Here is a 23,946-nt window from a genome sequence, read left to right as displayed (position 1 = left end):
CCTTGAGGGAGCCGTCATTGAAATTAATCACAGCCAACATTTCTACTCTGTCCCATCTTCAACAAATTGTAAGAGCTGACTTGACCTTGCACTAGGCAGATACCTGTACAGAGTGGAGGATGTAACACCCAACCGGGACGCAATATCAGCAACAGATAAAGCATGCTCCCTTAATAGCGCTCGAGCTATCTGGAGATCTTGCTCTGTAAGGGATCGAGGACGTCCACCCACTCTTCCCCTCGATCTTGCCGCTAATAGACCAGCCATTGTTCGCTCACGAATGATGGACCTCTCGAACTCAGCTAATGCCGCAAAGATATGAAAGATCAGCCTTCCACCCGGCGTCGTCGTATCAATCGCTTCGGTCAATGAACGAAATCCGATTTCCCGACGCTGAAGATCATCGACTGTCTCAATCAGCTGTTTGAGAGATCGGGCAAGGCGATCCAGCTTCCAGACAACGATTGTATCTCCTGCCCTTACGTAATCCAGAGCCGCTTTCAGCTCTGGCCTGTCCCGCTGTGCTCCCGATGCCTTCTCGACAAACACACGCTCGCACCCAACTGCCTTAAGAGCATCCATCTGGAGCTCTGTCTTCTGATCTTGTGTCGAGACTCGAGCATATCCAACAAGCACGTTCTTCTCCGAAAACTCGTCACCGCTTGGACGTTTCAAGACAGGAGTTTCCGGACACAGTTTTGAGACATCAACATGCAAGCCGAAATCGGTTTTGCACCATCCAAAATCATAGTCTCCGAAAAACGTTGGTCTCAATGCCCATTTATGCGGCTGTAGCCTCCGCCCACTTCCCAAAAAGCTGTTCCCAAAAAGACGACCGATCCGTGCGGTTCGGTTGGATGAACTGAACAAGTAAATCCCAAAAGAAAGAAGAGCACCGGCGCGCTTCCGCCTCGCGCCGGGATGAAGCTCGAGACTGGCGGATCCACCACAATTGAAAAGGAAAGACGTGCATGACAGTGCATGATGACTTGCGGCTGCCTCCACCGGAGCAGCCGGAGGGCGAACCGGCGCGCCCGATCCCAACGATGACGTTGCGGGATTATATCGCTGAGGCCGGTCGGGCCGTCCGGCAGGCCCTCCCTCCAGAGGCCTGGGTCGAGGCCACGGTGCTCGATGTCCGGCGGGCGGGAAAGGCCTACAGCGTCGATTTGATCGAAGCGAACGCCGAGAATCCCAGCACTTGCGCCCAGATGCGGTGCTTTCTCCGCGACGACACGCTCGCCCGGATTTCCGAGGATCTGGGAAGCGAGTTCGACCCAACTCTTCTCAAAGGTGTTTGCGCAGTGCTCAAAATCGCACCAAGCTTTCACCAGCGCTACCACATCCAGGGGCGCATCGTGGGCCTCAATCCGCATTGGGTGCAAGGCATACTGGAGCGCCAGACGGCCGCAATTCGTGAGAAACTCCAGGTTGCGGGGCTCTACCGCAAGCAGGATGCGTTGCCGGAGCCGGTCGATGTGACACGGCTGGCGGTCATCCACCCGGCAGGGTCGGCGGGATGGTCGGATGTCCGATCCGAGCTTGAGCGTCTTGAGTCTGCCGGCATCGCTCAAACGCATTGGATTCCGGCCACTTTCGAGGGCCGCGAGGCTCGAAAATCGCTCTGTTCTGCCTTGGACGCTGCATGTCGCGCCGCAATGGAAGGCGGACTCGACCTCATCCTCCTGGTGCGGGGTGGCGGCAATGCAGGCGGTCTGGCGGCTGTGGTATCGGAAGATGTGGCACGGGCGATCTGCACTTCGCCGGTTCCGGTCATCACAGGTCTCGGGCATGCCAGCGACCGCTCATTGCTCGATGAGGTCGCATGGCAGTCGGCCGATACGCCGAGCAAGGCGCTTGGCCTGATCCTGACCTTACTCCGGCGGCGGGCTGAGAAGGTGATGCTCGACGTCGGCTCGATCCAGACGGATGTGGACCGCATAGTCAACCGTATCGCGCGTCCGAGTCTGGAAGCAGCGTTGGAGATGTTGCGGCGGAATGTAGATGCCGTCGTCGCACAGGAAGAGCATCGTCTGGCAAGCGCCTGGCAAACCATCCAAGCACGGCGCGCCGGTTTTCTCGCCGAACTCGACGCTCTGCAAGCGGACCTTGATCGGGCCCGGGGCGAGATCGTGCTCCTCACACGCGAGCTGCCTGACAGGCAGGCGCATGACCTGACATCAGGATATGCGAGCCTGCTGGAGGACATCCGGTCAAGGCTCCAGCGAGCCGACGATACGGAGCCGCAGCTTCAGCTGATGACGACCTCGGCGCATCAGCTTGTGGACCGGCAAACGACCATGCTCGCTGAGCTTCGTGGGGAGGTCGGCCGCTCGGTGGTTCACCGGATCGACGACGCTGCTCGCGATCTCGATGCGCTTCACACCGAAGTTCGCGCTCTTAGCCTCGATGACACTCTCAAACGTGGGTTTGCCGTCGCCGTCGACTCCGCCGGGCGAATGATCGCTACGGCTGAGACAGCGCGCTCAAGCCGCTTCACGCTTCACTTCGCAGATGGGTCCATCTCCGTCCGCGCGGACTCCACTTCCTAAACTTCAACATCGAAAGGAAAAATCATGTCGAACCAGAACGATAACTCATCGAAGCCTACTACGTCGCGTCTTTACGCGGAGCATTACGCGAAGTTGCGAGAAATCGCCGAGCGCCTGCGCACCGGCGGCCCGGACGACGTCGACCGTTTGGTCGAGGACTTCCGCACGGCAATGGCAGCTTACGACGTCTGCAAGGTGCGCCTCGATGCGATCCGGGCAGAGATCGATTCGGAGCTGACGCGCAACCAGCCGCTCTGAGGCTGCACTCATTATAGGAACCGCAACCCGAGGCCGCCGAACCCGTTTCGGCGGCCTTTCAGCATGGACGTTCGAACACTGATGTCCTTCACTTTCGCCATCATGGATTACGACAGCTACACGCAAACCATCACGGTCATCACTCCGCGAGGCCGGATGAGCACGACGCTCACAATCCTCCAAAACGGATCCGCACCCCAGCCGGAATTAACCGTCGAGGTAGAAGAATTCTACCAAGCTTGCGCAAATCTCTTCACTCGGTGGGTTGCATACCTGAGAGCCACTTCAGCGGATACCAAGATGGTTGTTGCGGGAACGCAAATCATTGTGACCGTTATTCATGACGATGTTCCACTCAGTTTGAGGCTCGACAGTTCCAGCCTCAGCGCGATCGATAGTACCGGCATGGTGGACGCCATTTATCCGATGGCAAACTGCCTCCGGTGCGACGACCTCCAGGAGGCCGCCGATGTCCTGCTGTCGATTTTGAAACATTTGAGGGAGCGGGCAGCGGCGGAACGAGATTAGAACGCGACAGCTAATGGCGGCGTTGCCCGAAGAGCCAATCCCTCCATTCCGTCGACGGCAACATTCCAGGCGGCACCCGGTGATCCAGGCCTTGATATTCCAGCAAGGTCGCATGACCTCCGCCTTCCGCGACAGCCCTCGCGAATTTGCGGATGGGAGCGATGTCGTTCTGACGATCATCCGTGCCGTGAACGAACATGATGGGCGTTCGGATCATTCGCGCTAGCGATAAATCCGGGGCGACACCCGAGAAAGCCAATGCCCCTGCAAAAGAGCCGACGTCCTGCGCGATGAGATTGAGAGCGGTAGAGGCTCCCATGGAGAACCCAATGACGTAGATACGGGACCGGTCGATCGGCAGATCCCCGGCAAGTTTCTCAACCAGAGCTCGTATGGCGGGCATCGATCCGCCCGGCCGGGAGATCGGATATCCGTCGACTCCCGTTTCATAATCGGCGCTGCGAATGGCAACCTGAGGCGCGACTACATATGCCTTGAACTTCGAGCGGATCGAAGGAAGCGCCCAGGATTTGATGAAGGGACCCATATGCGTGGCATTGTTGGTACCCATCGCACCCGTTCCATGGAGCACCAATACCAGTGGAAATTTTTCCGGCATGGGGCCTGTATCCGGTTTTAGGATGCGGTAGGGAAGCGCGATACCATCGGGGGCCATGAAGCTCGCCTCCGCGAGGTCCGTCGCTGAAGCGTCGGACAGGGTCCGAAGTTGTGCCCTCTGCTCAGGCTCCAATGTATAGGGGATAACCCGATGCTCAAGAGGAGCCCCAATCGCGTTGTATGCCAAGAGAGCTATGCAAGCGGCCAGCCCGGCTACCCAATGATTGTAGTTCATCGACGAACGAAACTCTCGCACTTTCATCAGGCTTCCGATTAGCACTGCACCTAAATAAGTGCAAAAACGGAGCTCGCTGAAAATGCGATGCTCCTTTGCCGGTCATGAGCACTGCGAAAAATCCCGGAGCGGCAGACCGGGCGATCTGGCAGAGAAGCTCCCGGAGAACGACGATCCCCATCGAGAACGCCTCCCGAAAATGACTGTTCTTCCCGGAAGAACGCCCCTGAATGACCGCCCGGAAGGACGGAAGAGTCCCCAAAAAACCGAAGGCTCAATTCCGCAATATTTATGGGTCCGGCGACCCATGAAATTTTGCCGGCACCTGCGTGCCGATTGAGGTGCAAGGCACATGCCCCAAGGGAAGCACATGCCGTCGCATGTTGCATGAAGTCGTTTTGAGCGACACGCTCTGGAAAGCGAGGCCGCCAGCACCATGTTGTTATAGTGTGACGAACGTGGTTGTCATGAATCCGGAAGTTCCGATATGGAATGCACTGCAGGATCTCTCCCGTGCCGTTGCGCGGGCGAAGGTACGTGCGCCATCGAACGACTTCTCAGGGCTCATTCCCGCACCGGCCTTCGCTGGTTCGGAAATCGCTTCATCGCCAGGGATCGACCCGGTCGTGCGACGAGCGTTTGACAATCCCGGCATCCGCTTCGGCAAGCGAACGAAGGGATCGTCGAGGCCAGTCTCCCCGACGGGCACCGTGTCTTGTCATTTCTCTCAGACATTCGTGTCGAAAACCTCTCCTATCCTGAAGATGATCGAGGAGGCCCGCACCGGCCGCAGGAGGGTGTCATCATCGGCTGCGGCTCACGAACTCTACATCGAGCGGGAAAACGCAGCCGAGAAGATCGAGCGGGAACGCGAAGCGTATTATGACAGTGATGATGGCTATGTCGGCACCGAGAGGAGCGCCATCGAACGGCTACAGCAAGAGGCGGCCGAACGCAGTTCCGAGGGGCATCAAAGCTATCTCGAACGCTTTGGTGCGGTTGAAATTATTCCGGACGGCATTTCGGACGCCGACCTTGACGCATTGGAGATCGCCTCCTTCGGCACCATCGGCAAGACGCTCGCCGAGCGCCACGCATTTTGGAGAAAGGTTGAAGAAGCCGAATCCACACCGCAGGGCGACGATGTCGATCTCCGCCGTTCCGAGAACGAGGCTTGGTGGCAGCGTGCCTTGGCCGCGTCAGCCAGCGCTCCGCCGGCGCTGAGGAAGGTGCTTCAGGAGCAGGCTCGATCAGGCGTCGCTTCAGACATCAGATTGAAGATTCCGACCGCGAAAGCCCTTGACGTTTATCGATGGGCAATCGGGATCGGCAGGGATGCCCCGATCAAGATCACACCCGGGCGCGGCGGGCGCACGCAGACACGGATCATCGCTGAGCTTCCCTATGAGCTGTATGGGCGCGAGCGGCTGGAGATCGTGCGCGATTTCACACGAAAGTTGTCCGAAAAAGGCTTCCCGTTCTGGGCGGTGATCCATGCACCCGATGCCAGCAACGATGCCCGAAATTATCACGTTCACATCGTCTACTACGACCGTCCTTGCCGCCGGATGCCTCACCCGAAGACAGGCGAGCTGGTATGGGACTTCGAGATCCAGGAAGAAAAGGTCTACAAGAGCTACAACCGGCGCGTCGTCAGACCTTTCCAGCAAAACAAATCGCGCGAGGCCTCAAGGAAAACATGGATCTCCACCTTGCGGGCCGCCTGGGAAAGGACGTCAAACGCGGCTTTGGAGAAGGCTCAGGTCGGAAAGCGCTATCACTTGAGCAGCAATGCTTCCGTCGGGATCGAACTCGATCCGCTCAAGCACATTCCGTCGCGAACCTTCAACAAGGAACGAAAGGGCGAGTTGACCGCTGAAGGGTCGAACCTCGCCCGGCGGCAATGGCAACTTGTTCTCCAGCAGCTTATCCGGGAGCATGAAAAGCGCAGGGACAGGCGCAGGAAAGCAATCGATCATCGGGCCCGATTGGCCAGCCAGAAGGCGCATTCCTTCAGCCTCTGGAAGGCAGTGGCCATAGGGGAGATCGAGAAATACCGCTGCATGGCCCACAAGACGGCTGCGCGGTTGAGCTTTCTGGAATTCAATCAGGATCTGGTGCGTTTCGTGACGGACCGGGTTGTGTCCCGGCCCAAGCTCATGGCCCATAGCGCCCGTAAGGAAGACGGGTTGTCCGGTCGGAAGCGGTCGATGGCGGACGCTGGCGAAGGCGATCCATTACCGCATCTGTCCGCGCTCCGTTTCATGAATACCGTCTACGATGCGGCTCTCACACGGGATCGCGAGAACGGACTGCTGGTGGCGAGAACGGCGGCTTTGCTGAGAAGCATCGTCGCACGCCTCGACATCATGATCCGGCAACCGCGAATTGATCCGCGTCATTTGGTACGGGACCGCATCCGGCACGAAGCGATGGAAGAAGCAGCTGTCGTGCAGCGGGCCGAACGGAAGGGGAGCGTCGCGGACGCTGTCCAACGTTACGCGGACGCAGCAATCCCGGCGATCCTTCAGAAGCTTGATGCGATCGGCGACCGGGGAGAGTCTCAGGCTTCCGGCCTCGATCCGGTGGGGGGAAGGTCATCCGCGCGAACAGCTGACAGGGATGCTGCCGGTCAAAGCGCGGGATCGGGAATTCAAGACGGGCACACGAAACCTATTTCTACATCGACGGAGTCGACGAGCCCGCAAGCCGTTGCCGCGCGCCGCTTGCTCCAGACGGTTCCGCCGTCGCGCAAGGTGGAAACAGAACGATACGCTCGAACGCCCGATGGAAATCGTCGCGACCTTTTTGTCAGCCCGCCGCGTGAGACAGGTGAGAGCAAACCGGAAACGAATTCACAGGCCGTGAGCCCTAGGCCTGTTCCGACCAACCGAACCGGGACGGCTCACACCGTCATGCCGAAGAGCACGGTGCTGCCGCCCAGAGAGCCGAAGTCCGTTCGGCAAAATGCTCCGACAGCTGCAAAGGCTGCGCCTGCCCCGGACGATCGCGCCTCACCGGCGTCCTCCGCCGCAGCCGTTGCGCGGCAACCCGAAGAAGCGGCCCCACTCCGGCGCGGCCTGGCCCGTGTGATGGCAGTGGGCCGGGAAGCAGCCGTTCCGGTCAACGCATCGACCGATACTCTGAGAGCCGCGTCTCGTTCGCGGGAGCATTCCGAAGCGATCCAGCGGCAAGCCGGGTCAGAGGCGATCGCCTCGCCGCCCCGTCAGGATGGTTCCGTCTCCACTCCGTCGACGCAAACGGCAGTCGGCAGGATTGACGAAGCCCCTCAGGCCGAAACGCCACAGGCCAGGAAGGCGAAAATGAAGCGTTCGAGGACGAGGAGTTCAGATGACCTGGAGAGGTGAGCCCGGTTCACGTGCTCCAATCCAGGGCACGAGCCAGGGTCCTCGGCGCAACGCCGTACTGCCTTGCCACGTCCTGCAGGCTCCTTCCCTGGTGCATGAAAAGCAGCGCATCGAAGCACTGGTCCGCCGTCAGCGACCGTGGCCGTCCGGGACGTCGTCCGCGGGAGCGCGCCACCTGGAGACCGGCCTTCGTTCTCTCGCTGATGAGATTCCTCTCGAACTCGGCAAACACGGCCAGGAGCTGAAAGTGCATCATTCCGCTGGGCGTCGTCGTGTCGATCGGGTCCTGAAGCGACTTGAACTGAACGCCTCTTTGTCCCAGTTCATTCAGCAGACCGATCAGGTGGCTCAGGGAGCGGCCGAGCCGGTCGATCTTCCAGACTACAAGTACGTCGCCCTCATTCAAGGTGTTTAGGGCATTCGTGAGTTCGGGCCTGATCTTGCGCGTTCCCGAGACGCCGATGTCCACGAAGACCGGGTCGCATCCCTCAGCCTTCAGCGCGCGAACTTGCAGTTCGGGATCCTGCTCATCGGTCGAAACGCGTGCATATCCTATTTTCATCGGCACTTTCCGCTCAGAATCCGTGTCCTGAATCGACATTGACAAAATCGACCCTTATCCGCGTCTCACCCGTCATCCGGTCCCGCTGAGGAAAAAGAGCTTTTCCAGCAGCGTGTTGATCGTTCCGACCCCTACCGCCAAAGAGACGGTGACAAAATCCGTCGTTTTTCGCAGGCGGAAAACGGCCGAAAGAATCCCGTCTCCAGAATCGCGCCTCTTCCCCAACGTCATCCATCCGGTGGACCTGGGAGTGCCTCATTCCGAGATCGCCTCAGGCAGGCCCAGAGCCATTAAATGCAACGTTATACATGGCAAATACGACAATGAAAAAGATCTGTTTCATCGCTGCTGCAGGCATGATGCTTGCAACAGCCGCACCGGTCCTTGCGGCAGATTGCGAGGTCCCAACGTTCCAGACGGCGGACAACCGGACCGTCGAGGGCAGAATGACGGTGAAGGCCGGCAAGTCCTGCTCGGTGTCGATGGGCACCGGCGCGGCAGGCGTCAGCGATCCGGCGATCCTGAAGGCTCCCAAGAACGGTTCAGCCCGTATCCAAGGTTTCCGGGCTGTCTACACTCCCAAGAAGGGCTTTCAGGGCGCGGACAGCTTCACCTACACCCGCTTTCAGAATGACCGCTGGGGCAACCGGGCCCAGCGCACCGTCGATATGAAAGTCGAGGTCGTGCCATAACATAAAGTGGCAACCGATTTCGTCTTTGCGGCAGGCGGTTCGGGCTGCCTGCCGCATTTTCCAGGGCTGATGGAGAGCATTGATCGAATGGCATATATGGTCGCCCTGATCGGTTAAGTTTACCGCTCGGTAAATTTCCTCGACCATTTTACGTTCATCCCTGACAAATTTACCGTTCGGGAAATTCAGAATTGAATTTCCTCCCTAATCCATGTAGTTTCCCGCTCGGGAAATAAACATGAAGTACATCATCCAAGACCCTGCTCAACTGGGCCGTATCGTGCGGGAGACCCGCAAGGCACTTGGCCTGAACCAGCCCGATCTCGCCCTGACGGCCGGTGTCGGGGTGCGCCTGCTTGTTGAGATCGAGAAGGGCAAGCCGACTGCCCAGATCGGCAAGGTGATGCAGGTTCTTGCCGCACTCGGGATCGAGATCGGCCTATCCCTCCCCTCCGGCATCGAGGTGAAGAGTGGCGGATCGAACTCTTGATGTCTGGCTGAGCGGCCGCAAGGTCGGCCGTCTCGACCAGGAGGCTGGGCGGATCGCCTTTGCCTATGACGAGGCTTATCTCGCCTCGGCGGATGCGACGCCTCTCTCCGCTTCCCTGCCCCTCAAAGCGGAACCCTTCGACGACAGGACGGCGCGGCCCTTCTTCGCCGGGCTCCTGCCGGATGAGGGCAAGCGCGATCAGGTGGCGCGCGTGCTCGGCGTCTCAGCCCGGAACGACTTTGCGCTTCTTGATGGAATCGGTGGCGAATGCGCCGGGGCCGTAACCTTTGTCCACCCGGGCGAAACGCCGGCAACAGTGGCAGACGCAGAGAACTACCGGATTCTGGATGAGGGCGAGCTTGCCTCCATCATCAAGGACCTGCCCAACCGCCCTCTTCTCGCCGGCGAGAAGGATATCCGCATCAGCCTTGCCGGGGCACAGGACAAGCTGCCGGTTCTGGTCGTCTACGGTCAGATCGCGCTTCCCCTTCAAGGCGCTCCGTCATCGCACATCCTCAAGCCCGCCATCAGCCGGATCGACGACAGCGTAGCGAACGAGGGCTTTTGCCTTGCGCTCGCCGCCCGAGCCGGTCTCGATGTGGCGCATGGCGAAATCCGAAGAGCGGAAGATCAGCCATTTCTCCTCGTCGAGCGCTATGACCGCGTGGCGCAAGCTGGCGGAGATCTGCTGCGGCTGCACCAGGAGGATTTCTGCCAGGCGCTAGGGGTGCCACCAGAGTACAAGTACGAAGCGGAGGGCGGACCGACCCTCGTCCAGGCCTTCGATCTAGTTCGGAAGGCTACCCGCCCTGCCGCCCTTTTCGTTCCCCGGCTACTGGATGCCGTGATCTTCAACATGCTCGTCGGCAATCACGACGCGCATGGAAAGAACTATTCCCTTCTCTACAGACCGGGCGGAGCCGTGCTGAGCCCGCTCTATGACGTTCTGTGCACCGCCGCTTATCCTGATCTGACGCCGCGTCTTGCCATGAAGGTGGGCGGCTACGACGTGTTCGACCAGATCATGCCCCGGCATTGGGAGCGCTTCGCCAAGGCGGCCCATCTCGCCTTCCCAGGCGTACGGCGGCGGGTGCTTGATATGGCGGAGCGGCTCCCTGCCCTTGCGGAGCAGCTGCATGGGGATTTCGGAGATCAAGGGAACGATGCTCCGGTCCTCGGACGAATCGTGAGTCTCATCAAGACACGTTGCGAGGCGACACAGAGGCGTTTCGCGGAGGCTAAGTCTGTATAGTGAGACTGAAGCGGCGGCTTACAGCTTCATTCCGGCGCTCTATTGATAGCCTCGGCAGATCCTGCCGCAGGTCCGATGTGAACCCAACGAATGAGAGCCTACGCAACCGAACGACGGCGGACAGATTTCTTCTGTGTCCCCAATGTGTCCCCAGCCAAAAATGCACCTTGGCCGCAGACCTCGGGGACACAAGAAAGTATAACTATTTCAGAGATTTAAATGGTGCCCAGGGACGGAGTCGAACCGCCGACACTGCGATTTTCAGTCGCATGCTCTACCAACTGAGCTACCTGGGCATCCGATACGCGGCTTAAAGCCGTGCGCGTCGTGGGCGGTTGTATAGTCAGACCTTTGCCGCCTGTCCAGCCGCACATCGAGAAAAATTTGTAAGAAAAGTTATTCGCCGTCTTCCCGGTCGTCCTCGCCCCGATCCTCCGGGTCGTCGACGGCGGGAATGGCGTAGCTACCCGTAAGCCAGCGGTTCAGGTCCACGTCAGCGCAGCGCTTGGAGCAGAAGGGCTTGTATTCCTCAACCGTAGGCTTGCCGCAGATCGGGCACTTGCCGGCGGATGCCAGGGGGTTGTTCTCGTTGGCGGGGTCCATGCCTAGGCTCCTCATCGGATCAGGCGGCGTCGAGCCAGGTGGAGCGCACGGGATAGCCTTCCCCGTCCAGGAGCGCCACGGATTCGTAGAGCGGCAGCCCCACCACGTTGGTGTAGGAGCCGACGAGCTTCACCACAAAGGTGCCGGCAAGGCCTTGGATGGCATAGCCGCCCGCCTTCCCGCGCCATTCGCCGGAGGCGATATAGCGCTCGAATTCTTCCTTGGAGAGGCGCTTGAAGCGCACGCGGGTCTCCACCAGCCGCTCGCGGATCGAATCCTTCGGGGTGACGAGGCAGATGGAGGTGTAGACCCTGTGCGCGCGCCCAGAGAGCAGGCGCAGGCATGCGGCGGCCTCGTCGACCACCTCGGCCTTGGGCAGGATGCGTCCGCCCGCCACCACCACCGTGTCGGCGGAGAGGATATAAGCGTCCTTCAGATCCTCCCTGTTGCGGGCGGTCTTGCGGGCCACTTCCGCCTTGGAGCGGGACAGGCGCTTGGCGAGGTCCTTGGGGCCTTCGTTTTTTAGGGGCGTCTCGTCCACATCGGCGGGCAGAAGGGCATCGGGCTCGATGCCGCCCTGCTGAAGCAGGGCGAGCCTGCGGGGCGAGGCGGAAGCCAGAACGAGCTTCGGACGCAAGGTTGAATTCGACACCTCGGAAGAAGACGCCACTTTGATCTCCACGCTAAAGAGCTTCCCTGCCCTTCACGGTTGTTGATTGCTTCTCGGGCTTAAGGCTACGCCCGGTCACAACATGGCACCAGGCGCGCTTGAATCAAGCGGCCGGAGGCGGCTCGCTGTCCGGCACCGTCGGCTGCGGGACAGGAGCGATGCTCGCCGCATGAGCCCGGTCGAGCTGGCGGTAACGCAAGACGCTGAACGGGATCGAGGCCAGGAAGAGCACCGTGATGGCCGTCAGCATCTCCCACGGGAAGTTCGCGAGCAGGCCGAAGACCGCCACCGAGATCACGAAGATCGGCAAAACCCAGTGACGCGGAACCTTCAAGCCGATGGTCTTGCCCGAATAGACGGGGATGGTCGACACCATCAGGAAAGCGAGCCCGAGCAGATAGACGAGCGCGATGGGCGCCGCAGCCGTACCGATCGAGAAGCCGAGAAACGAGAGATAGAGGGGCAGCATCGAGGTGAGCGCCCCGGCAGGCGCGGGCATGCCGGTGAAGAAGTTCTTCTTCCATTCGGGCCGGTGCGGATCGTCCAGCATCACGTTGAAGCGGGCGAGGCGCAGGACCATGGCGATGGCGAAGACCAGCACCGCGATCCAGCCGATGGCCTTCAGCTCGTGCAGCAGGAAGCTGTAGAGGATGAGCGCCGGAGTGACGCCGAAATTGACGAAATCAGCCAGGGAATCGAGTTCCGCGCCGAAGCGGGAGGTGCCCTTCAGCATCCGCGCCACACGCCCGTCGATCCCGTCCAGAAGGGCTGCCACGACAATCGCGACGACGGCAGGCTCATAGCGCCCCTCGAAGGCCAGCCTGATCGCGGTGAGCCCCAGGCACAGGGCGATCAGGGTGATGATGTTGGGAATGATCATCCGGAACGGCACAGGCTTGAAGAGCCGCTTGCGCGGCTCGTTCGGGTCCGGAGCGAAGGGCGGGAAAAGATCAGTCATGGCATCAACCTAAGGGGAGCCAGTCTTCCCCACAAGGAGAGCTGGGCCGTTTGCGTGTCTTCAGAGAAGCGCAAACTGCTGTGGACAGTTCCGTCCAAGTGGGTCGATGGAGGCAGTTCCCCGCCTCCATCGACGAAGATTTTAGCCGACGCGGTACTGGCGGGCGGGCTCGTTGGCGGTCAGATCCGCCAGAACGGTCTCTCCTGCCACTGCAGTCTGGCCGAGGCCGACCAGCACCTGGGCGGAGAGCGGCACGTAGATGTCGAGGCGCGAGCCGAAGCGGATGAGGCCGAAGCGCTCGCCGGTGCTCAAGCTATCGCCCACCTTCACGAAGGAGACGATGCGGCGCGCCACCAAGCCCGCGATCTGCACCACGCCGATGCGGGTGCCCGCCGTCTCGATGACGAGGGCGTTGCGCTCATTGTCCTCGCTCGCCTTGTCGAGCTCGGCATTGAGGAAAAGGCCAGGCGTGTAAAGGATTTGCTCGATACGACCCGTGACCGGAGAACGGTTCACGTGGCAGTCGAACACGTTCATGAACACCGAGATGCGGGTCATCGGCTCAGGGGGAAGGCTGAGCTCGGCTGGGGGAACCGCCGTGGTGATGAGGTTCACGCGTCCGTCCGCCGGGGAAACCACCAGCCCTTCGCGCAGGGGCGTCACCCGCGGCGGGTCGCGGAAGAAGTAGCACACCCATACGGTGAGGATGGTGCCGATCCAGCCGAGCGGCGACCAGAGCCAGGCCAGGAGGATGGTCGCAATCAATGCGATCAGAATGAAGGGATACCCCTCCTTGTGGATCGGGACGAAGATGCGGCGCATCGATTCCAGAATATCGGTCATGCTTTCAGGCCTTTATAGCGTTTGGGAGGGGATGGCAGGAGCCGGGGCTCCCGTCAACCTGCCACGCTTTCCTTGGTCCGCTCCTCGTCCTCGACGCGCTTGAGGGCTTCGCGGGCCTCGTCGGCCTCGCGCTGGCGGTTCCACATGGAGGCATAGACCCCGCCCTGCGCCAGGAGGCTGGCGTGATTGCCCCGCTCCACGATGCGCCCGTGGTCGAGGACGATGATCTCGTCGGCCCCGATGACGGTGGACAGGCGGTGGGCGATCACGAGCGTGGTGCGGCCCCGGCTGACCCGGTCGAGGGCATCCTGGATTTCCTTTTCCGTAAAGGTGTCGAGAGCCGAGGTCGCCTCGTCGAGCACCAGGATCGGAGGCGCCTTGAGGATCGTGCGGGCGATCGCCACGCGCTGCTTCTCGCCGCCCGAGAGCTTCAGGCCGCGTTCGCCCACGGGCGTGTCGTAGCCTTCCGGCAGGAGGTTGATGAAGCGGTCGATCTGGGCGAGACGCGCCGCCTCTTTCATCTCTTCTTCGGACGCATCCCAGCGGCCATACTGGATGTTGTAGCCGATGGTGTCGTTGAACAGCACGGTGTCCTGCGGGACCATGCCGATCTCCTTGCGAAGCGATGCCTGCTGAATGTCTGCGATGTTCTGCCCGTCGATGAGGATGCGACCGCTCGTCGGTTCGTAGAAGCGGAACAGCAGGCGCGAGATGGTGGACTTGCCCGCGCCCGAAGGCCCAACGATGGCGACCGTGTGCCCGGCCGGAACCTCGAAGGTCACGCCCTTCAGGATCGGGCGTTCCGGGATGTAGGAGAAATGCACGTCCTCGAAGCGCACGACGGCCTGCTTGATTTCGAGCGGCTTCGCCTCCGGCTTGTCCTGGATCTCGGGATTGCGCTCGATGATGTTGAACATGTCGTCGATGTCGATCAACGCCTGTTTGATCTCACGGTAGAGCATGCCCATGAAGTTCAGCGGAATGTAGAGCTGCACCAGCATGGCATTCACGAGCACGAAGCTGCCGACGGACACGCGGCCCGCCATGATGTCCTGGGCGGCCAGCACCATCACGACGCCCATGCCGATGGAGAAGATCACGGCCTGTCCCGCATTGAGGACGGCCAGCGACGTGTAGGTCTGCGTCGAGGCTTTCTCGTAGCGCTCCATGGAGCGGTCGTAGCGCGCGGTCTCGCGCTGCTCGGCGCCGAAATACTTCACCGTCTCGTAGTTCAGCAGTGAATCGACCGCCTTGGTGTTGGCGTCCGTATCGGAGTCGTTCATCTGTTTGCGGATCGAAATCCGCCACTGGGTCGCCTTGTAGGTATAGGCGAGATAGATCACCACCATCACGAAGACGACGGCGGAATAGGTCCAGTTGAACTCCCACGCGAGAAGGCCCAGCACCAGCACGAATTCGAGAATGGTGGGAACCAACGTCAGCACCATGAGGCGCGACAATTCCTCGATGCCCTCGCGGCCACGCTCCAGAACGCGCGTGAGGCCGCCGGTCTTACGCTCGAGATGGAAGCGCAGCGACAGGCGGTGCATGTGCTCGAAGGCCTGGAGCGCGAGATTGCGCACCGCATGCATCGCGACTTTCGCGAACAGACCGTCGCGCACCTGGGTCAGCACCGCCATGACGATGCGGGTAACGGCATAGATGATCGTGAGCAGAATCGGCGCCTTCCACAGCCACGAGCCTGACGTCGCCGCGACCTCAGTCGCCTGATTGCCGTTGCTCGTCACCGCCACAAGCGCGTCCGTCGCCCATTTGAAGGCGAACGGCGTCACCATCGTCACGCCCTTGGCAACGAGGAGAAGGCCGAAGGCCAGGAAGACGCGTCGCTGGAGATCGGGCCGCCCTTGAGGCCACAGATAGGGCCAGAGCTTCGTCCAGGTTGCAGCCAAGCCTTTGGGCTGGCGCGCGGCGGCGCTCGTGGAAGGAACCGAGGTGGTGGGGGGCATGATCAGAGAATCCGAATGTACTGTCGGACCTCGATATAAGGGATCGGGAACAGGAATTCACCCTGCCTGTCAGTTCGTCTTCTGATCCTGCCCCTGATTGCTTGGCAGCACGAAGACCTGGCCGGGATAGATCAGGTTGGGATTGCGGATCTGGTCTTTGTTCGCCCCGTAGATCACGGTGTAGCGTAAGCCTTCCCCGTAGATCCGCTGGCTGATCCGCCAGAGATTGTCGCCCTTGGAGATGATGGCCGTGTTGATGTTGGGAATCACGACCGTTCCCGCCGCGGCGATCTGAGCATCGGTTGCCGGTTTGGGCGCGGGCTGCGACTGGGCGGATGCATCCGGAGCCGCGGGAGTTTCCGGTGCTGCGGCGATCTGCTCGGGCACGTTGAAGCCGACCTCGGCGCGGGACTTCACCTGACCGGAGACCGGGTCGACATCATCGAGACGAATGCGGTAATCGCCCGGGCGGACCCCTGACCCGATGGAGAACGACACCTTGCCGTCGCTCCCTGCTCCGCCGGGAGCGATGAGGGTCTCGTTGAGATAGAGGCGCACCGTCGCCCCCGGAGCCGACAGGCCGGACACGAAGAGCTTGCCGTTCTCGGCCTCAACGCTGACGATCTTGATCTCAGGCCGAGGCGCAGGCTGAGCCGGGGGCTCGGGATTGGCATTGGCCTGCTGCTGCGGCTGAGGCGCGGGCTGCTGGGCGGGCTCATCGGGCTTTGCCGGAGGCTCCGGCTCCTTCTGCGCGACCTGCGGCTCGGGCGGTTCGGGGTTCGAGAGCACCACCGTCGGCTGGTCGGGCGTGGTCAGGGTCACGAGAGGCCGCTTCTGGGCCGCGTCGATCACCACCGTCACGGTCTGGGGAGAGCGCTGGCGCACGCCGTCCGGCGCGATGGATTGCAAAACCACCTGATGGGAGCCCGGCGGAAGGGCCGGCGGCACGATGGCGAAAAGGCCGGAGGCATCGGCCACGCCACGGGCATGAACCTGATCGCCGCGCAAAAGCTCGATGGTCGCGCCCGGAGCTGCCCGGCCGGCGATCACGCTTTCGCCATTGGGTTCGATGCGCACCAGATCGAAGGATGGAGCGATGGGCGCTTCAGCGGGCTTCGTCTGGGCCGCTTTGGGCTCTGGGGCCTTCGGCTCAGGCGCCTTGACGGGCGGCGCCTCTGCAACAGGTTTCTGCTGTGGAGCGGGCTGCTGAACGGATGCTTGAGGTACGGCGGATGGGCGCGGGGCTTCAGGCGCGCCGGGCCAGGCCCAATAGAGAGCCCCGACAAGAACCGCGACGACGCCTGCGGCGGCTGCGCCGAGGATCGCAATGGTCCCTTTGATTTCTGTCGCTTGCGCCATGTCGCTTTTTCTCAACCGCGGCACTTTCATGCATTTAAACCGTTTATCTTTCAAAAGGCTACGGCCATAAAAGGGAAACCCTATGTTTTATGATTCAACGCGGGAGGCTCCCCGCCTCCCCGGAATGCCCATGTCAGAACCCAAGCCTGTTACATCCATCTGTGTTTATTGCGGCTCCGGCTTCGGAGGCGATCCCGTTTTCGCTGAAAATGCGGCGGCATTGGGTCGTGCCATGGCCGAGCAGGGAATCAACCTCGTCTATGGCGGCGGCAATGTGGGCCTCATGGGCACAGTCGCCCAGGCAACCCTCGACCACGGCGGTTATGTCACGGGCATCATCCCGGATTTCCTGAAATCGCGCGAGAAACTCCTCGACGAGGTGCAGGAAACCATCGTCGTGCCCGACATGCACACGCGCAAGCGCCTGATGTTCGAGAAGGCCGACGCGTTCGTGGCACTTCCCGGCGGCATCGGCACACTGGAAGAACTCGTTGAACAGATGACCTGGGCGCAGCTCGGCCGTCACACGAAGCCCATTCTGATGCTGAGCACCAAAGGTTTCTGGAAGCCGCTGCTCACCCTCTTCGCCCATATGCGCGATCAGGGATTCATCCGCCCCGGACTTGAGCTCAATTACCTCGTGGCCGAAAAGGTCGAGGACGTGATCCCGATGCTCCAGGACGCCGCGCGCCGCGTCGGCATCGTCGAGAATGCGGAACTGATCGAGACGAAGTTCTGACTTACCCTGCGCGGGACAGAACGAGCCCGCCCAGGATGAGCCCAGCCGCCACGAGACGCTGCCAGGTAATCGGCTGCACAGGCAGGCCGAAAGCGCCGACCGCATCGAGAACCAAAGCAGCAACCACCTGGCCCAGGATCAGCGCGGCGACGGTGCTCACGACACCGATCTGCGGCACGCCCCAGATCACCACCGCCACGTAGAACGCGCCCAAAAGCCCACCGAGCCATGCCCACCAAGGCGCGGAGGCGATGGCGCTGCCCGAGGGCAATGCGCCGCGAAAGGCGCTGACACCGGCGAGCACCAGAAATCCGATTCCGAAAGAGATGCAGGCGGCGAGCACCGGATCGCCGAGCGAACGCGCGAGCGCCGCATTGATGGGAGCTTGCGACGAGAGGAGAACACCGCCGACCAGAATGCCAGCGAGCGGGAGAAGAAGCGAGAGATTCATGGTTAGTCGGAGCGAATGCCTTAAAGCGTCGCCCCGCCCTTCAAGAGCTTGTAGATCATGGAATCGGTCAGCGCCTGGAACGAAGCGTCGATGATGTTGGCCGACACTCCGATGGTGGTCCAGCGCTCGCCCGTGGCGTCGGTGAACTCTATGAGCACGCGCGTCACGGCATCCGAACCGCCCTGATAGATGCGCACCTTATAATCCACCAGCTCCAGATCCTGGATCAGGTTCTGATACTTGCCGAGATCCTTGCGCAAGGCGACATCGAGCGCGTTCACCGGGCCGTTGCCTTCAGCCGCAGAGATGAGAACCTCATCGCCCACGCGCACTTTCACGATGGCTTCCGATGCGGTGACGAGCTCGCCCATGGCGTTGTAGCGGCGCTCCACATTGACCGAGAAACGCTCCACGTCGAAGAAGGCAGGCACCTCCCCGAGGATGCGCTTGACGAGCACATAGAAGGACGCATCCGCGCCCTCGAAGGCAAAGCCTTCGGACTCCTTGCGCTTTACCTCGTCGAGCACGCGCGCGATGCGCGGATCGCCCTTTTCGAGATCGAAGCCGCAGCGCTTCAGCTCGGCGAGAATGTTCGACTGACCACCCTGAACGGACACCAGAACCTTGCGCTCGTTGCCGACGATTTCCGGCTCCACATGCTCGTAGGTACGCGGATCTTTCAAAACGGCGGAGGCGTGAATGCCCGCCTTCGTCGCGAACGCGCTCGCGCCGACGAACGGCGCATGGCGGTTCGGCTGGCGGTTGAGGATTTCATCCACCTGACGCGATACATGCGTGAGATCGCCCAAGGCCTCGTTCGAGATTCCCAGATCGAAGCGGGAGGCATAGGTGTCCTTGAGCTTCAGCGCGCCGATGATCGTGACCAGGTTGGCGTTGCCGCAGCGTTCGCCGAGACCGTTGAGCGTGCCCTGGATATGGCGCGCGCCCGCTTCCACCGCAGCCAGCGAATTCGCGACCGCACAGCCGCAATCGTCATGGGTGTGAACGCCCAGATGTGCGCCCGGCACAACCTTCGTGACGGCATGCACAATCTCGGTCACCTCATGAGGCAGCGTGCCGCCATTGGTGTCGCAGAGCACGACCCAACGCGCGCCGGATTCATAAGCGGTCTTCGCGCAGGAAAGCGCGTAATCTGGATTAGCCTTGTAGCCGTCGAAGAAATGCTCGCAATCGACGATCACCTCGCGGCCCTTGGCGCGCGCGGCCTCGACGCTGTCCCGGATGCCGGCAAGGTTTTCCTCGGGCGTCGTCTCGAGCGCCACGCGCACATGGTAGTCCCAGGCCTTGGCGACGAAGCAGATCGCATCGGCCTGCGCTTCAAGAAGCGCGGAGACGCCAGGATCGTTCGACACCGAGCGCCCTGCCCGCTTCGTCATGCCGAACGCGGTGAACTTGGCGTTCTTGGTGCGCTTTTCCGAGAAGAAGGCGGTGTCGAGCGGGTTAGCGCCCGGATAGCCGCCCTCCACGTAGTCGATGCCGATCTTGTCGAGGAGCGCCGCGATGGCCCGTTTGTCCTCCAGCGAGAAATCGACGCCCGTGGTCTGCGCGCCGTCGCGCAGGGTGGTATCGAACAGATAGACGCGCTCGCGGGTCATGATGACATCTTCCTGTCCTCGACGGGTGCGAGGCGCTTTTCCATGGTGGTGCTGGCGAGCCATTCATCGCCAAGAGACAGAGTGGTGCGGCGTTGCGGCTGGAAGCCGTATTTCTGGAAGAAGGGCTGTGCGTTATCCGTGACTTCGGCGACAAGGCGCTGCGCTTTACGCGCACCAGCGAGCTTCTCGACGGCGTCATAGAGCATCGTGCCGATGCCCTGCCCCGCCACGGCGGGATGCACATAGAGGAACTCGAGCAGCTCGTTATCCTTCAGCGCGATGAAGCCGACAGGAGATCCCTCCACGGTCGCGACCAGGGTAAGGCTCTCTGCCAACGTTTTGGCAAAACCCTCCTCCTCTGCCTGCGCCATCCAGGCCTCCTGCTGCGCCTCGCTGTAATCGTCACCCGTCAGTTCCTCGATGCTGGCCTGAAAGATTTCGGCCAGCACCGGCACATCGGCGGGAAGGAAGGGACGCAGTCCCGGTTTCGGCAATGACTGTCCCATCAGCGCGCAACCTCCCAGGTGGTGGTGCCGTCCTTGTTGTCCTTCACCACGACATTCAACGCCGCGAGTTCATCGCGGATGCGGTCGGACTCGGGCCAGTTCTTCGCGGCACGCGCTTCTTTGCGGGCAACGATCAAGCCTTCGACCACGGCGGGATCGACCGAGAGAGACGCCTGCTTGCGCACCTTCCATGCCTCGGCGCCCTCAAGCAAGAAGCCCATGGCGCGCAGGTTCGCACCGAGCGCCTCGTAAGCGCCCTGCCCGTCGAGGGCATGAAGCTCCGCCAGCATCTTCGGCGTGTTGAGATCGTCCGCGAGAGCCTCAGCAACCTGCTCCGAGAGCTGTGTCGCATTGCCATGTCCCGCAAGCTCGTACCAGCGGTCGAGGGTCTTCTGGCTTTCCTCCAGGCCCTTCACCGTCCAGTCGATGGGCTGGCGATAATGGGTGCGCAGCATGTTGAAGCGCAGCACCTCGCCCGGCCAATCCTTCAGGAGGTCATGGATCGTGAAGAAGTTGCCGAGGGACTTCGACATCTTCTCGCTTTCCACCTGCAGGAAGCCGTTATGCATCCAGACATTGGCCATGCGCGGCGCTTGAAACGCGCAGCAGCTTTGCGCGATCTCGTTCTCGTGGTGCGGGAACACGAGGTCGATACCGCCGCCATGGATGTCGAAGATCTCGCGCTCCACCGGATCGCTGCAGGTAAGGCGCGTCTCGAAAGCCTGGATCAGGTGCTTCCATGCCATGGCCGAGCACTCGATATGCCAGCCGGGACGGCCCGGAGTCTTGATGCCTGCAGGCGAGGCCCAGGCCGGGTCGTTCGGACTCGAGGGCTTCCAGAGCACGAAATCCATGGGGTCGCGCTTGTAAGGCGCCACGTCCACGCGGGCGCCGGAGAGCAGCTCGTCGAGGGAGCGCTTCGAGAACGCGCCGTATTGCGGCACGCCCTTCAGCTTCTGCATGCCGGAGACCGAGAAGAGCACGTGCTCCTCCGCCACGTAAGCCGCCCCCCGCTCGATGAGGCGCTCGATGATCATGCGCATCTCGTCGATGTGCTCGGTGGCCCTCGGCTCCACGAAACGCGCGGGCTTGCCTGCCTCGTTCACATCGTCAGGCATGAGCACGCCGAGCGCCCGGATATCCGCGTGGAACTGCTCCTCGGTCTTGCGGGTCACTTCGCGGATGGCGTCGTTATGGGGCAGGCCAGGGTAATCGCGGGCGGCGCGGGCGTTAATCTTGTCGTCCACATCCGTGATGTTGCGCACATACGTCACGGCTTCCGGACCGTAAACATGCCTCAACAGACGGAACAGAAGGTCGAAGACGATGATGGGGCGGGCATTCCCGATATGAGCGTAATCATAAACCGTTGGGCCGCAGACATACATACGCACGTTCTTCTGATCGATCGGGACGAACGCGTCCTTCGACCGGGTGAGTGTGTTGTAGAGCTTCAGCTGGGGCGCCATGAAACCAAGTCCCTGTCAGGCAACAAGGCCGGAGGTTGGTTTCATTCTTGGAATGAGAACGAGACGGCTCCAGCCAGCGTGGGTCGCTAGCCGCAAATAATCCCGGAAATGAGGATCGTTGCCGTGTTCATGAACCCATCAATGCCTCGTCCGCCTTCAGGCGTCAAGGTTCCCGTGCTGGAGAGCACATTCGATTTGCAGGCATGCAAGAAACGTGTCTTTACCAAACCCGTTAGAGCTTTGTTCACGGGGTTTCGTGATAATAAAGCACGAGTTCAATTGATGAGGTTTTCTATGCGCCGCGCATACGCCGTGCTCGGGTTGGGCACAGCCATGTTCCTTGCAGCCGCGTCCCTGACGCTCCTGCCAAACGGCACCCAGGCCTCGTCCGCAGAAGCGACCTTCCTGGTCCCCGCCGCCGATGGCTACGGCGTCGCGGAATGCCTGATCTCAAACCAGCCTTGTGGCCAAGTTGTGGCGAATACCTGGTGCGAAGCCCAGGGCTATGTCCGCGCGGTTTCGTTCCGCCAGGTCGAGGCCGAGGAGACCACCGGCTCGGTTCAGAAGGTCTCGATGACGGCCCCTGAAGACCGTCCGGTCTCGATCACCTGCTCGAACTGAGGATCTACGTCGGCCTCAGCATGGCTCGCGCGGTCTTCAAGACGGCGCGGGTCACATCCGCCATCACCGGACCGACGATCCGGCTTTCCTGCCAGAACAGAGGCACCTCGAAGGGAAACCGGGCGTCCAGGGCTACCAGCCTCCCCGCCTGGAGATGCTCTCTCACCAGGAACTCTGGGTTCATCCCCCATCCTAATCCGGCCAGCGACGCATCCACGAAAGCCTGCGACGAGGGCAACCAATGCTGCGGTGGCTGGATATCCGCCCCGAAGACCTGACGCAGCCACAGGTTCTGCAGCCGGTCCTTTTGATTGAAGATCAGGCTCGGTGCGCGGGCCGCACCCGCCTCGGTGAACCCATCGGGAAACCAGCGCTCGATATAGCCCGGGCTTGCGGTTGCCACGTAGGGCAAAGCTCCTAGGGGACGGCAATTGCAGCCCTGGATCGGCAGGCCATGCGAGGTGACGGCGGCCATGACCTCCCCACGCCGCAGCCAATCCGCGCTGTAATCCTGATCGTCCACCACGAGGTCGAACAGGAACCCTTCCGTCTCCGCCATGGCCTGAATGAACCATGTGGCAAGGCTGTCCGCGTTGACGGCGATGCGCAGCGTCACCGGCCGAGCCTCGGTTTGGAGCTTGGGAAGCGTTTGCTGAATGGAGCTTTCGAGCAGGGCCACCTGCTCCACATGCTGGCATAGGCGCTGCCCGATTTCGGTTGCTATGCAGGGCTGACCCCGGATGACGAGGACCGTGCCGACCCTCTCCTCCAGAAGCTTGATCCTCTGAGAGATGGCGGAAGGCGTCACGTTCAATTGCTGCGCCGCGCGCTCGAAACTGCCGGTGCGGATCACTGCGGCCAGAGCGGATAGATGGGCATAATCCAGCATGGGTAAGATTTTCTAATGCAAGGTCAGCTTCTTTAACTGTCCTAATCATAGATCCCGGCTTACGGAAGGGCGACATTTCATTTAGGCCATCCCTATGACCTCCCCTCTCCTCGCCGGCTTCCTGCTCGGCCTCAGCCTCATCCTTCCCATTGGCGCCCAGAACGCATTCGTCCTGCGTGTGGGCTTGCGTGGCGAGCACGTTTGGGCCGTGTGCCTTGCCTGCGCCTTGTCGGATGCCCTACTGATCCTGGCCGGCGTCTCCGGCTTCTCCCAGATCAGCGCCATGGTGCCCTGGGCCGAAACCGGCCTTCGCTATTTCGGTGCGGCCTTCCTGCTAGCCTATGGCGCGCGCAGTTTCCGGGATGCGTTCCGGTCCGAAGCCTTGAGGCCATCCGAGGCGGCGCCCGAGAGCCTGAAGCGCGTGGTGCTCACCTGTCTCGCCTTCACGTGGCTCAACCCGCATGTGTATCTCGACACGGTGGTTCTCATCGGGTCGATCTCGACGCAATTCGAGAATGGCAAAGGCCTGTTCGCCACCGGCGCGATGCTGGCCTCGTTCACGTTCTTCTTCTCGCTCGGCTACGGCGCACGCCTGCTCAAGCCGCTCTTCGCACGGCCCGTCACGTGGCGCGTCCTCGACATCGCCATCGGCATCATCATGTGGGTAACGGCCGCGCGTTTGCTGCTGAACGAGTAAAAC

The 23,946-nt window shown here is 61.4% G+C and carries 24 protein-coding genes and 1 tRNA gene; 10 read left to right on the top strand and 15 right to left on the bottom strand.

Annotated features, from left to right (window positions below; translation table 11 throughout):
• Positions 1 to 42: 42 nt before the first annotated feature.
• On the bottom strand, positions 43 to 582 hold the full coding sequence (locus tag MHY87_RS07015; RefSeq protein ID WP_239350718.1) for a recombinase family protein: 540 nt from the start codon (positions 580 to 582) through the stop codon (positions 43 to 45).
• A gap of 389 nt (positions 583 to 971) precedes the next feature.
• Between MHY87_RS07015 and MHY87_RS07010 the strand changes: the two genes are divergently transcribed.
• From MHY87_RS07010 to MHY87_RS07000, 3 genes are all read left to right on the top strand, one after another.
• Complete coding sequence (locus MHY87_RS07010) at positions 972 to 2,552, top strand: exodeoxyribonuclease VII large subunit (RefSeq protein WP_239350631.1); 1,581 nt, start codon at positions 972 to 974, stop codon at positions 2,550 to 2,552.
• Positions 2,553 to 2,576: 24 nt separating this feature from the next.
• Positions 2,577 to 2,810, top strand: coding sequence for an exodeoxyribonuclease VII small subunit (gene xseB, locus MHY87_RS07005; protein ID WP_239350630.1), 234 nt, complete (start codon positions 2,577 to 2,579; stop codon positions 2,808 to 2,810).
• 81 nt (positions 2,811 to 2,891) lie between these two features.
• Positions 2,892 to 3,338, top strand: coding sequence for a hypothetical protein (locus tag MHY87_RS07000; protein ID WP_239350629.1), 447 nt, complete (start codon positions 2,892 to 2,894; stop codon positions 3,336 to 3,338).
• Between the two features lie 10 nt (positions 3,339 to 3,348).
• Here the strand turns inward: MHY87_RS07000 and MHY87_RS06995 are convergent, their stop codons facing one another.
• Complete coding sequence (locus MHY87_RS06995; protein ID WP_239350628.1) at positions 3,349 to 4,014, bottom strand: dienelactone hydrolase family protein; 666 nt, start codon at positions 4,012 to 4,014, stop codon at positions 3,349 to 3,351.
• Between the two features lie 644 nt (positions 4,015 to 4,658).
• On the opposite strand from MHY87_RS06995, the gene MHY87_RS06990 reads away from it, so the two are divergent.
• Positions 4,659 to 7,559: a MobA/MobL family protein gene (locus MHY87_RS06990; RefSeq protein ID WP_239350627.1), complete on the top strand. Its 2,901-nt coding sequence runs from the start codon at positions 4,659 to 4,661 to the stop codon at positions 7,557 to 7,559.
• A gap of 7 nt (positions 7,560 to 7,566) precedes the next feature.
• On the opposite strand, the gene MHY87_RS06985 is transcribed toward MHY87_RS06990, so the two are convergent.
• Entirely contained in the window at positions 7,567 to 8,121 is a 555-nt protein-coding gene (locus tag MHY87_RS06985; RefSeq protein WP_239350626.1) for a recombinase family protein, read from the bottom strand.
• 308 nt (positions 8,122 to 8,429) lie between these two features.
• On the opposite strand from MHY87_RS06985, the gene MHY87_RS06980 reads away from it, so the two are divergent.
• The 3 genes from MHY87_RS06980 (at position 8,430) to MHY87_RS06970 (ending at position 10,555) form a co-directional block, all read left to right on the top strand.
• Positions 8,430 to 8,813, top strand: coding sequence for an Ig-like domain-containing protein (locus MHY87_RS06980; RefSeq protein ID WP_239350625.1), 384 nt, complete (start codon positions 8,430 to 8,432; stop codon positions 8,811 to 8,813).
• 238 nt (positions 8,814 to 9,051) lie between these two features.
• The gene (locus tag MHY87_RS06975) at positions 9,052 to 9,303 is read left to right on the top strand and encodes a helix-turn-helix transcriptional regulator (RefSeq protein ID WP_239350624.1); all 252 of its coding nucleotides are present in this window, start codon (positions 9,052 to 9,054) and stop codon (positions 9,301 to 9,303) included.
• Complete coding sequence (locus MHY87_RS06970) at positions 9,284 to 10,555, top strand: type II toxin-antitoxin system HipA family toxin (RefSeq protein WP_239350623.1); 1,272 nt, start codon at positions 9,284 to 9,286, stop codon at positions 10,553 to 10,555. Before MHY87_RS06975 ends, MHY87_RS06970 begins: the two co-directional genes overlap by 20 nt.
• Before the next feature lie 220 nt (positions 10,556 to 10,775).
• Here MHY87_RS06970 and MHY87_RS06965 read toward each other — a convergent pair.
• The 7 genes from MHY87_RS06965 to MHY87_RS06935 form a co-directional block, all read right to left on the bottom strand.
• Positions 10,776 to 10,851: transfer RNA gene (locus tag MHY87_RS06965), tRNA-Phe, on the bottom strand.
• Between the two features lie 100 nt (positions 10,852 to 10,951).
• Positions 10,952 to 11,158, bottom strand: a complete 207-nt coding sequence (yacG, locus tag MHY87_RS06960; protein WP_239350622.1) for a DNA gyrase inhibitor YacG — start codon at positions 11,156 to 11,158, stop codon at positions 10,952 to 10,954.
• 19 nt (positions 11,159 to 11,177) lie between these two features.
• Positions 11,178 to 11,828, bottom strand: a complete 651-nt coding sequence (locus MHY87_RS06955; RefSeq protein ID WP_239350621.1) for a Maf-like protein — start codon at positions 11,826 to 11,828, stop codon at positions 11,178 to 11,180.
• A gap of 103 nt (positions 11,829 to 11,931) precedes the next feature.
• Positions 11,932 to 12,786 (bottom strand): CDP-diacylglycerol--serine O-phosphatidyltransferase, encoded by an 855-nt coding sequence (gene pssA, locus MHY87_RS06950; protein ID WP_239350620.1) that lies wholly within the window; start codon positions 12,784 to 12,786, stop codon positions 11,932 to 11,934.
• A gap of 141 nt (positions 12,787 to 12,927) precedes the next feature.
• Positions 12,928 to 13,629 carry a phosphatidylserine decarboxylase gene (locus tag MHY87_RS06945; protein WP_239350619.1) on the bottom strand — a complete coding sequence of 234 codons (702 nt, stop codon included), beginning with the start codon at positions 13,627 to 13,629 and terminating at the stop codon, positions 12,928 to 12,930.
• Positions 13,630 to 13,682: 53 nt separating this feature from the next.
• Positions 13,683 to 15,596, bottom strand: coding sequence for an ABC transporter ATP-binding protein/permease (locus tag MHY87_RS06940; protein WP_239350618.1), 1,914 nt, complete (start codon positions 15,594 to 15,596; stop codon positions 13,683 to 13,685).
• A gap of 69 nt (positions 15,597 to 15,665) precedes the next feature.
• Positions 15,666 to 16,955, bottom strand: coding sequence for a LysM peptidoglycan-binding domain-containing protein (locus MHY87_RS06935; protein WP_239350617.1), 1,290 nt, complete (start codon positions 16,953 to 16,955; stop codon positions 15,666 to 15,668).
• A gap of 130 nt (positions 16,956 to 17,085) precedes the next feature.
• On the opposite strand from MHY87_RS06935, the gene MHY87_RS06930 reads away from it, so the two are divergent.
• Complete coding sequence (locus MHY87_RS06930) at positions 17,086 to 17,694, top strand: TIGR00730 family Rossman fold protein (RefSeq protein ID WP_239350616.1); 609 nt, start codon at positions 17,086 to 17,088, stop codon at positions 17,692 to 17,694.
• A 1-nt stretch (position 17,695) separates the two neighbouring features.
• On the opposite strand, the gene MHY87_RS06925 is transcribed toward MHY87_RS06930, so the two are convergent.
• From MHY87_RS06925 to cysS, 4 genes are read right to left on the bottom strand one after another with little or no spacing between them, the layout of a single operon-like run.
• On the bottom strand, positions 17,696 to 18,145 hold the full coding sequence (locus MHY87_RS06925) for a DMT family transporter (RefSeq protein WP_239350614.1): 450 nt from the start codon (positions 18,143 to 18,145) through the stop codon (positions 17,696 to 17,698).
• A gap of 20 nt (positions 18,146 to 18,165) precedes the next feature.
• Entirely contained in the window at positions 18,166 to 19,761 is a 1,596-nt protein-coding gene (gene cimA / locus MHY87_RS06920) for a citramalate synthase (RefSeq protein ID WP_239350612.1), read from the bottom strand.
• Complete coding sequence (locus tag MHY87_RS06915) at positions 19,758 to 20,267, bottom strand: GNAT family N-acetyltransferase (protein ID WP_239350610.1); 510 nt, start codon at positions 20,265 to 20,267, stop codon at positions 19,758 to 19,760. Before MHY87_RS06915 ends, cimA begins: the two co-directional genes overlap by 4 nt.
• Complete coding sequence (gene cysS, locus MHY87_RS06910; RefSeq protein WP_239350608.1) at positions 20,267 to 21,736, bottom strand: cysteine--tRNA ligase; 1,470 nt, start codon at positions 21,734 to 21,736, stop codon at positions 20,267 to 20,269. Before cysS ends, MHY87_RS06915 begins: the two co-directional genes overlap by 1 nt.
• Before the next feature lie 294 nt (positions 21,737 to 22,030).
• Between cysS and MHY87_RS06905 the strand changes: the two genes are divergently transcribed.
• Positions 22,031 to 22,357, top strand: a complete 327-nt coding sequence (locus tag MHY87_RS06905; protein ID WP_239350607.1) for a hypothetical protein — start codon at positions 22,031 to 22,033, stop codon at positions 22,355 to 22,357.
• 4 nt (positions 22,358 to 22,361) lie between these two features.
• On the opposite strand, the gene MHY87_RS06900 is transcribed toward MHY87_RS06905, so the two are convergent.
• Positions 22,362 to 23,246 (bottom strand): LysR family transcriptional regulator ArgP, encoded by an 885-nt coding sequence (locus tag MHY87_RS06900; protein ID WP_239350606.1) that lies wholly within the window; start codon positions 23,244 to 23,246, stop codon positions 22,362 to 22,364.
• Positions 23,247 to 23,340: 94 nt separating this feature from the next.
• Here MHY87_RS06900 and MHY87_RS06895 point away from each other — a divergent pair, with 94 nt between their 5' ends.
• On the top strand, positions 23,341 to 23,943 hold the full coding sequence (locus tag MHY87_RS06895; RefSeq protein ID WP_239350605.1) for a LysE/ArgO family amino acid transporter: 603 nt from the start codon (positions 23,341 to 23,343) through the stop codon (positions 23,941 to 23,943).
• The last annotated feature ends 3 nt before the right edge of the window (positions 23,944 to 23,946 follow it).

Origin of the sequence: Microvirga sp. ACRRW (genome assembly GCF_022346925.1) — a bacterium.
Taxonomy (GTDB): domain Bacteria; phylum Pseudomonadota; class Alphaproteobacteria; order Rhizobiales; family Beijerinckiaceae; genus Microvirga.
This window is presented reverse-complemented; position numbering and strand designations above follow the sequence as displayed.